The 13,390-nt window shown below is 29.4% G+C and carries 13 protein-coding genes; 7 read left to right on the top strand and 6 right to left on the bottom strand.

Annotated elements, in window-relative coordinates; translation table 11 throughout:
• The first annotated feature begins 248 nt into the window (after positions 1-248).
• Positions 249-701, top strand: a complete 453-nt coding sequence (locus CAMP5118_RS07700) for a DUF411 domain-containing protein (protein ID WP_263728176.1) — start codon at positions 249-251, stop codon at positions 699-701.
• Positions 702-716: 15 nt separating this feature from the next.
• Here CAMP5118_RS07700 and CAMP5118_RS07695 read toward each other — a convergent pair whose 3' ends face one another.
• The 3 genes from CAMP5118_RS07695 to exbB are packed head-to-tail and all read right to left on the bottom strand — an operon-like array spanning position 717 to position 2,180.
• A complete protein-coding gene (locus CAMP5118_RS07695) occupies positions 717-1,370 on the bottom strand; it encodes an energy transducer TonB family protein (RefSeq protein ID WP_337217001.1) in 654 nt (217 codons plus the stop codon).
• A complete protein-coding gene (gene exbD / locus CAMP5118_RS07690; RefSeq protein ID WP_337217000.1) occupies positions 1,367-1,756 on the bottom strand; it encodes a TonB system transport protein ExbD in 390 nt (129 codons plus the stop codon). The genes CAMP5118_RS07695 and exbD overlap by 4 nt, the downstream gene beginning before the upstream one ends.
• The gene (exbB, locus tag CAMP5118_RS07685) at positions 1,749-2,180 is read right to left on the bottom strand and encodes a TonB-system energizer ExbB (RefSeq protein WP_337216999.1); all 432 of its coding nucleotides are present in this window, start codon (positions 2,178-2,180) and stop codon (positions 1,749-1,751) included. Before exbB ends, exbD begins: the two co-directional genes overlap by 8 nt.
• Before the next feature lie 155 nt (positions 2,181-2,335).
• Here exbB and cfrA point away from each other — a divergent pair, with 155 nt between their 5' ends.
• Positions 2,336-4,429, top strand: a complete 2,094-nt coding sequence (gene cfrA, locus CAMP5118_RS07680) for a TonB-dependent ferric enterobactin receptor CfrA (protein WP_337216998.1) — start codon at positions 2,336-2,338, stop codon at positions 4,427-4,429.
• On the opposite strand, the gene CAMP5118_RS07675 is transcribed toward cfrA, so the two are convergent.
• Positions 4,426-5,958 carry a DNA polymerase III subunit gamma/tau gene (locus CAMP5118_RS07675; protein WP_337216997.1) on the bottom strand — a complete coding sequence of 511 codons (1,533 nt, stop codon included), beginning with the start codon at positions 5,956-5,958 and terminating at the stop codon, positions 4,426-4,428. The genes cfrA and CAMP5118_RS07675 overlap by 4 nt on opposite strands.
• A gap of 2 nt (positions 5,959-5,960) precedes the next feature.
• Positions 5,961-7,265, bottom strand: a complete 1,305-nt coding sequence (rho, locus tag CAMP5118_RS07670) for a transcription termination factor Rho (RefSeq protein ID WP_039617780.1) — start codon at positions 7,263-7,265, stop codon at positions 5,961-5,963.
• 174 nt (positions 7,266-7,439) lie between these two features.
• On the opposite strand from rho, the gene CAMP5118_RS07665 reads away from it, so the two are divergent.
• Together CAMP5118_RS07665 and ccoS are read left to right on the top strand one after the other, a co-directional pair.
• A complete protein-coding gene (locus tag CAMP5118_RS07665) occupies positions 7,440-9,785 on the top strand; it encodes a heavy metal translocating P-type ATPase (protein WP_337216996.1) in 2,346 nt (781 codons plus the stop codon).
• The gene (gene ccoS, locus CAMP5118_RS07660; protein ID WP_039617783.1) at positions 9,782-9,991 is read left to right on the top strand and encodes a cbb3-type cytochrome oxidase assembly protein CcoS; all 210 of its coding nucleotides are present in this window, start codon (positions 9,782-9,784) and stop codon (positions 9,989-9,991) included. Before CAMP5118_RS07665 ends, ccoS begins: the two co-directional genes overlap by 4 nt.
• An 11-nt stretch (positions 9,992-10,002) precedes the next feature.
• Here ccoS and CAMP5118_RS07655 read toward each other — a convergent pair whose 3' ends face one another.
• The gene (locus tag CAMP5118_RS07655) at positions 10,003-10,308 is read right to left on the bottom strand and encodes a cytochrome c553 (protein WP_039617785.1); all 306 of its coding nucleotides are present in this window, start codon (positions 10,306-10,308) and stop codon (positions 10,003-10,005) included.
• A 130-nt stretch (positions 10,309-10,438) separates the two neighbouring features.
• Here CAMP5118_RS07655 and CAMP5118_RS07650 point away from each other — a divergent pair, with 130 nt between their 5' ends.
• The 3 genes from CAMP5118_RS07650 to rfaE1 are packed head-to-tail and all read left to right on the top strand — an operon-like array spanning position 10,439 to position 13,270.
• A complete protein-coding gene (locus CAMP5118_RS07650; protein WP_214135268.1) occupies positions 10,439-10,954 on the top strand; it encodes a D-glycero-alpha-D-manno-heptose-1,7-bisphosphate 7-phosphatase in 516 nt (171 codons plus the stop codon).
• Entirely contained in the window at positions 10,951-11,904 is a 954-nt protein-coding gene (gene rfaD / locus CAMP5118_RS07645) for an ADP-glyceromanno-heptose 6-epimerase (RefSeq protein WP_337216995.1), read from the top strand. Before CAMP5118_RS07650 ends, rfaD begins: the two co-directional genes overlap by 4 nt.
• A complete protein-coding gene (gene rfaE1, locus CAMP5118_RS07640; RefSeq protein ID WP_337216994.1) occupies positions 11,897-13,270 on the top strand; it encodes a D-glycero-beta-D-manno-heptose-7-phosphate kinase in 1,374 nt (457 codons plus the stop codon). The genes rfaD and rfaE1 overlap by 8 nt, the downstream gene beginning before the upstream one ends.
• Positions 13,271-13,390: the final 120 nt, after the last annotated feature.

The following is a 13,390-nucleotide window of genomic DNA, read 5'->3' as shown; positions in this document are numbered from 1 at the left end:
AAAATATTTATAATAAATTTGTGTTTAAGTTTTTAATAGAGTTTATAAATTTTGTTTGAAATTATTCATTGAATGTTTTTATTTAGTATATTGGTTGAGTTTTTGTTGTAGGTAAAGAATAAGTATTTACGAGTGAAATAAGAGTGTATTTTTGTATTTTTATAGATTTTAAAATAAAAATTATTAGTTTTATAAAAAATATTAATTTTTATAATGTATTTTACCTTTTTTGTTTTTTTGGAGGATATATGAAAAAATTATTTTTAACTTTATCACTGGGTTTTGCAACTTTATTGGCTAATGAGAAATTATTAAATATTTATGAAAGTCCTACTTGTGGATGCTGTGATCTTTGGGCTAATTATATGAAAGATAAAGGTTATAAAGTACAAATACACAAAAGTGAGGATTTTTTAAAAATAAAAGAAAAAATGAATATTCAGCCTATGTATCAAAGTTGCCATACTGGTGTAATTGATGGCTATGCTATAGAAGGGCATGTGCCTGAAGATGCAGTTGCTTGGCTTTTGAAAAATAAACCCGAAGATGTTATAGGTATTTCTGCTCCTGGTATGCCTCAGGGAAGTCCTGGAATGGAGCAAGGCTATGAAGAAGAATACCCTGTAGTTTTGATGCTTAAAAATGGAGATTATAAAATTTATGGGATCTATAAAGGACATAATTTAGTCAAGACAAACTAAGCAATTTTGCTTAGTTTATTTTATTTTATATATTAATGGTATTCTTATATGAAAAGTTTTTTCATATTGTGGAAAATTCTTAGACGCTATACGTATAGTTTCTAAAGCACTATCGTTCAATAATTTATATTTTGATGGTTTTAATATTTTTAAGTTTAATAGATTTTTATCTTTAGTCCATGTGAATTCTACTAAAATTTCGCCACTCATTCGCATTTTTTTGGCTTGTCTAGGATAGATTAAAGCTTCATCTATAGCTTGTTTGACTTCTTTTAAAAGTTCATTGTTATTAGCTAAAGATATGCTTTCTTGAGAAGTTATTGGAGTGTTTTTTTCTTGTGTTATAGTTTTTTGAGGTTTTATTTTTTCATTTAATTGATTTATTGTCTTGGTATTGGTTAAAGTATTTGTTTTTTTAGGTTGCATAATAGCTTTTTCTTTTGTTTGTTCTAGCTTTTTTATTTTTTCTTGTTTAGACTGTTTCGTTTTTACTTTAGGGGAATCTTGTAAAAATTGTTTTATGGCTATATTAAATTTTTCTTCTTTTGAAGCACTATGTTGTATATGTAAAAAATTCTTAGTATAAATAAAAACAAAAAATAAAGGCAAAAAGAGAAATAAAGTGATAAAAAATGACTGATTTTTATGATTGTTTATAAATGTTTTCATCTTTTTTGCTCTGTTAAAATTTGAAAATTTTCATGATTTTTATTTTTTAAAATATCAATAATTTTTATAAAACTTTCAAATTTTGCTTCTTTATCACTTTTTAATTCTACTAATGTTTTAGAATCTATAGTGTCAAATTTTGCTTTTATTTCTTCTAAGGAAGCTGCTTTTCCATCGATATAAAATTCATTTTCTTTATTGATTAAAATACTCATTTTGTCTTTATTTTCGTTTATGGAATTTGAATTTTCACTTTGAGGTAGATTGATTTTAATTTCACCATGCGCGATAAAGGTGGATATGCTTAAAACAATAGCTAGTAAAACAAGCATTATGTCTATAAAAGGAATGATGTTTAAACCTTCATTTTTTGGTAATTTAAGCATTTTTATCCTTAAAAATACGATATGCATTACTCAAGGTTGATATTTTTCTAAGTAATCCATTGTAAGCCATTAAAGAAGGGATAGCAACTAAAATTCCTAATGCTGTAGCTTTTAAAGCTAGCGATAAACCAATAACAATAGATTTAACATCAATATTCCCGCTTGCACCCATGTCGTAAAATGTAATCATAATCCCCACTACAGTTCCCAAAAGTCCTACATAAGGAGCATTAGTGTAAATAATATAAAGCACGGTGAGATTTTCACTAATTGCATCATCAAATTTTTCTTGATATTGATAATCATTTAGCTTAATTTTTCTAAAAAACAATATACGTTCTATAGTGCACCATATAGCAATAAATGCCATTATTCCTAAAACAATAAATATAATTAAGTCAATGTAAGTTTTTAAAAATTCCATCTTATCCTCGTTTTATTTTTTTTGTGATTATATTACTAAAAATTAAATTTTTTATTAATAACAATTATCATAATTGATACAATAAATTTATTTTAAATTAATAATTATTATCATAATATTCCAGTTTTGAAAATATATTTATAAGAAAGGAAATAATGAAAAAACATTGTTTATCATTTTGTGTTACTAGTTTTTTGGTCTGCAATGCTTTATCGCAAGAAGTTTTATTAGATAGCTCCATAGTAAGTGCTTCTGGTTTTTCTCAAGATATTAAAGAAGCTCCTGCTACTATAAATGTGATTAGTAAAAAAGATTTAGAAAGTAAGCCTTATAGAGATGTTGCCGAAGCTATTGCTGATATTCCTGGTGTGGATTTGTTTGCTAGCAAAGGAAAAACTGGATCTTATAACATTACCATGAGAGGTATTACTGGATATACTTTAATTTTAATTGATGGGCGCCGTCAAGGGATAGGCGGAGAAGTTGGGCCTAATGGTTTTAATGAAATTTCAAATTCATTCCTACCTCCAATTTCTAGCATAGAAAGAATAGAAGTAATCAAAGGACCAATGAGTACTTTATATGGTTCTGAAGCTTTAGGTGGTGTTGTAAATATCATCACAAAAAAAGTAAGTGATAAATGGGAAACATCAGTTAGTTTAGATAGTATTTTTAATGCACATAAAGAATGGGGTAATACTTATGGCACAAGTATATATTCAAGCGGCCCGTTGATGAATGATCGCCTAGGATTAACCTTACGTTTTAGAGAGCTTTATAGGGAACAATCTAATGTTGAATTTAGCAATGGAAGTGGACAAAGAGTGCAAGGTGATCAAGCACAAAGTCCTACAAAAGCTAATAATTTTAGTTTAGGAACTAGGTTAAATTACTTAGTAGATGATTATAATACTTTGATATTTGATATTGATTTTTCAAGAAATCATTATGATAACAAAAAAGGTCAACTAGGCACATTAACAAAACCAACAGATAAAAATGATGGCTCTTTAACAGGTGGTTATACAGATACTATGCAAGTAGATAAGTTGGTAACTTATTTAAGTCATGAGGGTGTGTATGAAGATTTTTCGATTACTTCTACCTTGCAGTATAACCGTGTAAGTAACGATGGGCGTGAGGTGGTTGGTCAAAAAACACAACCATTTTTAGGACAAAATAGAGATATAGTTGCTGAAGATATTATTTTAGATACAAGATCAGTTATTCCTTTAGGCCAAAGTCATATTTTAAGCGTGGGTGGTGAATATAGACTTGAAAAAATGCAAGATAAAATCGCTAATCCTACGAATTTTGATCAATATTTATTAGCTATTTTTGCAGAAGATGAGTATAGTATAAGAGATGATTTAAGATTTACTTTTGGTGCAAGGTATAATTATCATGAAATTTTTGGAAATAATATTTCACCAAGGGCTTATTTGGTTTACAATCTTACTAGCGAACTCACTTTAAAAGGTGGTGTTTCAACGGGCTTTAGAACTCCATATGCTAATAGATTGATAGCTGGTGCTTATAATTATAGCGGACAGGGTAAATATCCTATGTATGGAAATCCGAATTTAAAAGAAGAAACATCGCTTAATTATGAATTAGCTGCTGTTTATAATAATGACTTATTTTATATTTCAGCTACTGGGTTTTTGACAAATTTTAAAGATAAAATTTCTAGTCAAAAATTTAGCAATGGCAGTATGATTTCGGGTATTGGAAAATGTGAAGCTGATACATGTTATCAAGCGATTAATCATGGCAAGGTTGAATACAAAGGCATAGAGCTTGGAGCGGGGATTACCCCTATAGAACATTTAAATCTAGATTTAGCTTATACTTATCTTGATAGTGAAGTAAAAGATGCACAAGATAAGGCTGTGATAGGAAAGCCAGAAATTGATAGTTTAAAACACAATATCATGCTAAAAGCAAGTTATAATATCTTTAATAAATTTACTCCATGGGTAAAAGGCGAGTGGCAAATAGATCGTTATATGGGTGATACAAATATTAACAGAGAATATTATCAAGATGTCTTTTTAGCTTCTATGGGTGTGCGTTATGATATCAATAAAAATTGGAATATTAATGCAGCAATTTATAATCTTTTTGATAAAAGTTTTACAAATGATTGGGATTCTTATAAGAGTGATGGCAAAGATGTTTGGGTAAATACTTATAACCGTATAGAAGAGGGAAGAAGAATTTATATTTCAATCAATGGTAGTTTTTAATTTTGTATAGTTGGTGAACCAAAGAGCTTGTTAAGAGCTTCTTTGGTTTCGTCTTTAGGATCGTATTTTTTAGCGTCTTTTTTAAAATTTTCAAAATGTTCATTTAAATTTGGAGTGCTTTTTACTTCTTGTTTTATGGGAGTTTTGAATATATCTTGTAGTTTTTGAGTATCTATGGTTTCTATTTTTTGGATTTTAATTTGTGCTTTTTCTCCAAAAAGCTCATGAAGTAATGTTTTGATTAATTTAAAGCCATTGTTTAGGGTTTTTCTATCATCATCTTTAGCATGCGAGCTAATACTTAAAATATCATCTTCAAAAGAAACAAACTGTGTGGTTTTTTTGAAAACTTCAGCTAAGTCATAATCTCTTTTATATATTGCTTTTAAGAGATTTTCATAAGGACTAAGTTTTTCTTCTTTAGGGGTTTGTTGAATAGAAGGAGTTTCTTGTTGTTTTGGGCTTGACATGTTATCTTGCTTTGAACCTTTAATAGCCTCATCAATGCTTTTTAGATAAGTTGCTTCTATAAGCATGAAAGCCATAACGCAAAGCACAAAACTATCATCATCACTAGAATTTAACATAGTCTTAGCGCGTGAAAGAATTCTAAAAAATCTTTCGTAAATTAACATAGAAAAAAGATTATTTTTGGCAAAAAATGCTTCTTTTAAAAAAAATATCATCTCATCAATGACATTGCTTGCTTCGTAATCTTCAAATTCTTTTAAAAACTCAAGAACTTTATCTTTATCATTAGCTAAAATGGCTTGATAAAATTCTTCAATTTTAGCTGGATCTAAAAAGCCTAGCATAGCGGTGATTTTTTGTGTTTGTATATCATTTTGACAATACACTATGGCTTGATCTAATAAAGTTAGAGTATCTCTTAAAGATCCGTTTCCGCTTCTTGCAATGAGTTTTAAAGCTTCTTTTTCATAACTAATATTTTCTTTTTCCAAAATCCATTCAAGATGATTTAAGATATCATGGGTAGAAATTTGCTTAAATCTAAAATGCTGTGTTCTTGAAAGAACTGTGGCAGGAAGTTTTAAGGGATCGGTTGTTGCTAGTATAAATTTTACGTAACTTGGTGGCTCTTCTAAGGTCTTAAGTAAAGCATTTGCAGCTTGTGGGGTAAGCATATGTACTTCATCGATAATAAAAATTTTAAATCTAGCTAAAGATGGAGCGTATTTGACTTGTTCGATAAGCTCTTGAATGTCTTCTAAGCTTCTATGGCTTGCAGCATCCATTTCTATAATGTCTATATTAGAACCATTAAGCGAAGATAAACATTGGGAACATTCTCCACAAGGATTAGCACTTGGCCCATTTTCACATACTAGAGCTCTTGAAAAAATTCTTGCACTTGAAGTCTTTCCGCTTCCACGTAGTCCTGAAAACAAATAAGCATGTGCTAAGCGATTATTTTCAAGAGCGTATTTTAAGCTTGTAGAAACAGTGTTTTGCCCTACAAGTTCATTGAAATTTTTTGGTCTGTATTTAACAGCAAGAGCTTGAAGCATTGCTACTCATTCATGATAGATAATAACTCTTCATTGCTTTTGGTTTTTAGCATTTTAGAGTATAAGAATTTTAAAGCTTCTATGTCATCCATTTGTGAAATAGCTGATCTAATTGCCCAAATTTTTTGAAGCTTTTCAACACCTTGGAGCAATTCTTCTTTTCTAGTACCTGATTTTATGATGTTAATTGCAGGATAAATTCTTCTATCTGAAATATTTCTATCAAGAACGATTTCACTATTTCCCGTTCCTTTAAATTCTTCAAAAATTACTTCATCCATTCTTGAGCCTGTTTCTATCAAAGCAGTTGCTATAATGGTTAATGAGCCACCATGCTCTATATTTCTAGCTGCACCAAAAAAGCGTTTTGGTTTATGCAAGGCATTTGCGTCAACCCCACCACTTAAAACCTTACCACTACTTGGTGTAGCAGTATTATAAGCTCTTGCTAATCTTGTAATAGAATCAAGCAAAATAATGACATCTTTACCTGTTTCTACCATTCTTTTTGCTTTTTCTATAACAAGCTCAGCTACTCTAACATGATTATAAGCAGGTAAGTCAAAAGTTGAGCTAAAAACCTCACCTTTAACACATCTTTGCATATCTGTAACTTCTTCAGGGCGCTCATCTACCAAAAGTACAATCAAATGAGCCTCTGGGTGATTTTTAGCAATAGCAGTAGCTAATTCTTTCATTAACTCAGTTTTACCAGTTCTTGGAGGTGCTACAATTAAGCTTCTTTGGCCTTTTCCTATAGGGGCAAATAAGTCAAGCATTCTACCTGTAAGTTTTAAAGGATCGTATTCTAATTTGATTTTTTCAGTTGGAAAAATTGGAGTAAGATTGTCAAATAAAGGTCTTTCTCTAGCTTCCTTTAATGGAAGATAATTAATTGCTTCGATTTTTAACAAAGCATAGTATTTTTCTTGATCTTTTGGTTCTCTAACTTGACCGGTAACTATATCCCCAACGCGCAGAGCAAATTTGCGAATTTGTGAGTTTGATACATAAGCATCATTTACACTATCGCTTAAATTTGAATCCATTCCACGCAAAAACCCATAGCCTTCAGGTGAAATTTCTAAGATCCCTGTAAAGAGTATAAAACCACCTTTTTTTGTTTGTGCTTTTAGAATTTCAAAAATAAGATCTTGTCTTCTAAATTCTCTTGGATTTTCTATTTCAGCTTCATTGGCAATTTTAACTAAGCTTTCTAGATCAAGCAACTTTAAATCTTCTATCTTATAACCTTCCACCGGAATGTGTGTTCTTTGATGTTGTTTTTTTTCTTTTGTATTTTCCATATATCCTCTAAAATGTAGAAAATGTAGTATTTAATAATGAATAAGAGATTTTATTCAAAAAAATGCTTCTTTGTCAAATTTTTAAAATTATAATATAGCTTTGTAAATAATTTTTAAAATAGTGATTTTAAAAAAATGATAAAATATTGTAAAAATTATCAAAGAAAGTATAAGATGAAATGCAAACACTGCCAATTAAGCTTTAGACAAGATCAAATGATAGAAAAAAATGGAAATTATTTTTGCTGTAAGGGTTGTGAGAGTGTTTATGGGATTTTACAAGAAAATAATTTGGAAGAATTTTATGAAAAACTTGGCAATCAAACTCTAACTCCTGCGATAATAGAACATAATGTTAAAGATTATGAAAAATACATACAAAAAACCAAAGAGGGTTTTAGTGAGATTTTTTTACTTATAGAAGAAATTCATTGTGCTGCCTGTGTTTGGCTTAATGAAAAAATTCTCATTAAAAGTGAAGGGGTGATAGAAGTTGATATTAATTCTATTACTCATAAAGCTAGAATTGTTTTTGATGAAAAAAGCATAAATTTAGCAAAAATCATCCAAAGTATAGAAAGTATAGGTTATAAAGCTAGTGTATATTTACCTACAAAGAATGAACAAAGAGCAACTCAAACCAAAAGAGATTTTTATGCAAAATTAATAGTTGCCATAGCTTGTGTGATGAATATCATGTGGATATCTGTAGCCAAGTATGCTGGGTTTTTTAGTGGCATGGAAGCTGATACTAAGGATATTTTGCATTTTGCTGAATTTTTACTTTGTACTCCTGTGCTTTTTTATACAGGCTCGATTTTTTATAAAAATGCCTATTATGCTTTAAAATTTAAAAGTGTTAATATGGACACTTTGGTAATTAGTGGGGCAAGTTTAGCTTATATATATTCAATATGGGCAATGTTTTCAAGAGCTTCGCAAGTGTATTTTGATTCTGTAGCGATGATTATTTGTTTTGTTTTTATAGGAAAGTACTTAGAGCTTTTAAGTAAGAAAAAAGCTCTTGATACGCTTGATCATTTGCGATCGTTTTTAAGCAGCGAAGTAAGGGTTTTAAAAAATGACAAAATAGAAAATATCGATGTAGAAGAAGTGCAAATAGGGGATATTATAGAACTAAAAGAAGGCGATAGGGTTTTAATAGATGGAGTGTGTGTTAGTGGTAATATTAGCTTGGATATGTCTAGTTTAAGCGGAGAGAGTTTACCGTTTGATGTGCAAAAAGATGATATGATTTATTCTGCCTCTTTGGTTTTAAGCGGGAATGCTTTATATAAGGCAAATGCACTTTATAAGGATTCTAAATTAGCTAGGATTATTAATTTACTCGAAAACTCAAGTTCAAAAAAAGCCAAAATAGAAAAAATGGTACAACAAGTAAGTAAGTATTTTTCACCTATTATCTTAACTTGTGCTGTGCTGTGCTTTGCTTTTACTTTTTTTGTATTAAATTTGGGTTTTGAAGAAGCTATGATACGCATGGTTTCTGTGTTAATCATAGCTTGTCCATGCGCTTTGGCTTTGGCTACTCCTGTGAGTTCTTTAGTGGCAATTAGTGCTGGTTTGAAAGAAAAAATTTTATTTAAAGAAGCAGGTGTTGTGGAAGATTTGAGTAAGTGTAATGTGGCTGTGTTTGATAAAACAGGGGTTTTAACAAAGGCTAGTTTGGAAGTTAAAAAAAGCTTTTTAGATGAGAGGTTAGATAAAAATGAGTTATTAAATTTTTTACACCTAACTAACCACCCAGTGGCTAAAAGTATTTTGAAATTTTTAGATGAAAAAATTGATAGTAGAATAGAATTTGAAAAAGTTCAAAATTTTCAAGCAAGAGGTTATAAAGCTTTTTTGGGCAAAGATGAATTTTTGGGAGGAAATGAGAAATTTTTTAAAGAAAATCACATACAAGTACAAGAATTTCAAACTACGCATTTTATATTTGCTAAAAATAAAACTATATTAGCAGTTTTTGAATTAGAAGATAGTATAAGAGAAAGTTCTGAGGAGTTGATTAGATTTATGAAAGAATGTAAAATGCAAATTTATATGTTAAGTGGTGATAATTTACATGCTGTGGGTAAGGTGGCTGAAAAATTAAAAATAAATAATTTCAAAGCCGCATGTATGCCAGAAGATAAAATGCAAATAATAGCTAACTTAAATCAAACAGGCAAGGTTTTAATGGTAGGAGATGGGGTAAATGATGCCCTAGCACTTTCTTATGCAGGTGTTGGGGTTTCTTTAAAAGAAGGATCTGAGCTTGCTATGGAAAATAGCGATATTATATTGTTAAAAAACGACTTAAGAAGTTTACAAAAGGCTATACAAATAGCTAAAAAAACTTATCAAATTATTAAGCAAAATTTAGCTTTTTCTTTGCTTTATAATGCTTTGAGTATGCCTTTAGCTTTTTTTGGTTTGATTAATCCTTTAATTGCAGCCTTATCAATGTCTTTTAGTAGTATAATAGTAATTTTAAATGCTTTAAGGATAAAAAAATGAATGGCGTTTTGATGATGATGATAGGTGTTTCTTTAGTTGCTTTATTTTTGGCAATTTGCGCTTTGCTTTGGGGTATAAAGAATAAACAATTTGATGATGATTATAAATTTACTACTTTAAATGATAGCGAAGATGCTTTAAACGATGCAGTGATTTTAGAAAAAAGAAAAAAAGAAGCCATGGAAAAGAATAAAAAACAGCCATAAAGGCTGTTGAATTATTTTTTTAAGCTTTCGATATAATCTTCAATAGCTTTAAAATCTTCTTCTGTTAAGCCTTTAAGGTTGATTTTCATAATTGCGCCTTGGCCATAAGCATTTCTTTTACCTGCTGCATAATCTTTCATATATTGTAATCTTTCAGCTGCAGTTAGAGAATTTAAAGCAGGAACTTTATTAAGGTAAACTTTATCTGCTTTAGCACCATGACATACTGCACATTTTTTGTAAAGTGTAGCACCATCTGCAGCAAAAGCTGAAACGCCAAGACATGCTAAAGCTGATAAAACAAGTAGCTTTTTCATTGTATCACTCCTATATAAATTGAAAATAAAATGTTTTTAATTATAAGATTTTTTTATTTAAAGTCGCTTAAAAAATTTTTTTACTTGATAAATTATAAAAATCTTAATAAAAATACATTATAATTTTTTTATGAAAACAAAGGCATTATTTTTAGATAGAGACGGTGTTATTAATATAGATAAAAAATACGTTCACAAGATCAGTGATTTTGAATTTTGCGATGGTATTTTTGAACTTTGTGATCTTTTTCAAAAGCAAAATTTTGTAATTTTTGTTGCAACTAACCAATCAGGTATTGCAAGGGCTTATTATAATGAAAAAGATTTTGAAATTTTAAGCTCGTATATGCTAGGTGAGTTTTTGAAAAAAGGCATTAAAATAGAAAAAATTTATCACTGCCCGCATTTAGAAAATTGTGAATGTCGTAAGCCAAAACCTGGTATGTTTTTAAAAGCACAAAAAGAATTTAATATAGATTTTTCACAATCTTTTTTTATAGGGGATAATTTAAGTGATATGCAGGCTGGAATTAATGCTGGTATAAAAAATCTATTTTTGATTAATGAAAATTATAATGATGATGAAAATTATAAGGTCTTTAAAAATTTAAAAGAACTTTTGCATTATTTAAAGGATAGAAAATGAAAATAGTGATAACGGGTGGAGCGGGCTTTATAGGCTCTGCTCTTGCTTTGGAACTTCAAAATAAGCATGAAGTTTTGATTGTGGATAAAATGCGTTCAAGCGCTACTTTTGAAAATGGAAATTTAGAAAGTTTTGGTCATTTTAAAAATATTTTAGATTTTGAAGGTGAGCTTTATGTGGGTGATATTAATGATGAAAAAACTTTAAAAGTTATAAAAGATTTTAAACCCGATGCGATCTTTCATAAGGCTGCAATTTCAGATACAACTGTTTATGATCAAAACAAAGTTTTAAAGACTAATTTAAACACTTTTAAAGATTTTATAGAACTTGCTTTGGAGCTTAATGCAAAATTAATCTATGCAAGTTCAGCTTCAGTTTATGGAGATGCTCCAAGCCCACAAACTGTAAATTTAAGTGAAGCCCCTAAAAACCCTTATGCATTTTCAAAATTAATGATGGATAAATTAGCAAAAAAATACTTTGATAAAATGCATATAGTCGGGCTTAGATATTTTAATGTATATGGCAAGGGAGAATTTTTTAAAAATAGCACTGCTTCTATGATTTTGCAATTTGGACATCAAATTTTAGCGGGTAAAAGTCCGCGTTTGTTTGAAGGAAGTGATCAAATTTATCGTGATTTTGTATATATTAAAGATGTTGTGAGTGCAAATTTGCAAGCTTTAGAAGCAAAAAGCGGAATTTATAATGTAGCTACAGGTAAGGCAAGAACTTTTCAAGATATAGTTGATATTTTACAAAAAGAATTAAACACTAATTATCCTTGTGAGTATATTCTTAATCCTTATAAAAACGCTTATCAATTTCATACTCAAGCAAAATTAGATGAGAGTTTTTCATATAAAGCTAAATTTAGTCTTGAAGAGGGAATAAAAGATTATTTAGATGAGATTAAAAGGCTTTATGAAAAGGAAGTAAATGCTTGATTTTTTAAGTTCTAAAAAGCCAAAAATTTTAGTTGTTGGGGATTTTATGGTGGATCATTATATATGGTGTGATTGTACTAGAATTTCTCCAGAAGCTCCTGTAATGGTGATGAAATCACAAAAAGAAGATAAAAGACTAGGTGGAGCTGGTAATGTATATGCAAATTTAAAAAGTCTTGGCGCTGAGGTTTTTGCTCTAGGACTTGTGGGTGATGATGAGAGTGGGAGATTTTTAAAAGAGAATTTAAATGCAAAATTATTAGTAGAAAAAGATAGAAAAACCCCTCTTAAAAGCAGAGTTTTATCACATTCTCAGCAAGTTTTAAGGCTTGATGATGAGAATGATTTTGATACTAAATTAGAAGATGAAATTATTCAAGAGTATAAAAAAATCGCAAAAGATTATGATGCAATTATTTTGAGTGATTATGCCAAAGGGATTTTAACTTCAAAAGTAACAAAAGTTTTGATAGAGCATGCAAATACTTTAAATTTACCTATTTTGATTGATCCAAAAGGAAGTGATTTTAGCAAATATCAAAATGCAACCTTGCTAACTCCAAATAAAAAAGAAGCTATTCAAGCTTTGGGTGTAGAAAAAATTAATAATTTAGAAAAAGCTTTGAAGAAATTAAAAGATGATTTAAATTTAGCTTATTCTATTATAACTTTATCTGAAGAAGGAATAGCACTTTTTGATGAAAAATTACATATTATTCCTGCAAAAGCCTTGGAGGTTTATGATGTAACAGGAGCTGGAGATAGTGTTATAGCTATGCTTGCTTATGCTTTGGCTTTAAAAGTTGATATTGTAAAAGCGTGCGAGCTAGCAAATGATGCAGCAGCTGTTGTGGTAGCAAAAGTAGGAAGTGTGAGTGTAAGTTTAGAAGAGATAAAAAACCTCAAAAAAGCTTCTTTTGAAGATAAAATTAAAAGCAAAGAAGAGCTTGTAAAATTGTTACAAGATCAAAAAGTAGTTTTTACCAACGGGTGTTTTGATGTTATGCATTATGGTCATATAAAATATCTTGAAAAAGCTAAAAAATTAGGAGATATCTTAGTTGTAGGTTTAAATTCAGATGAAAGTGTAAAAAGACTAAAAGGAAATTCAAGACCTATAAATTTAGAGTTTCAACGTGCATGTATGCTTGCGAGCATGTATTTTGTAGATTATGTAGTGATTTTTGATGAAGATACTCCTTATGAATTGATAGAGTTTTTAAAACCTGATGTGCTAGTTAAGGGAGATGATTATAAAGACAAAGAGGTGGTGGGTTCAAATTTAGTAAAAAAAGTAGAATTGATCGACTTTGAAGATGGATTTAGCACTACCAATATAATTAATAGGATTGCAAATGATAAATAAAATCGAAAAGGAATTTATTCAACATCAAAAAACTTTAGAACAAAGTTTAAATTTAAAAGAGCAAATTGCTATGGTTGCTCAAGAGTTAAAAGTGTGCTTGAAAAGTGGCGGGAAAATTTT

The sequence above is a fragment of the Campylobacter sp. LMG 7929 genome, assembly GCF_024723595.1.
Lineage (GTDB): Bacteria > Campylobacterota > Campylobacteria > Campylobacterales > Campylobacteraceae > Campylobacter_D.
The sequence above is the reverse complement of the archived record's forward strand: the minus strand, read 5'-3'. Positions and strand labels throughout refer to the sequence as shown.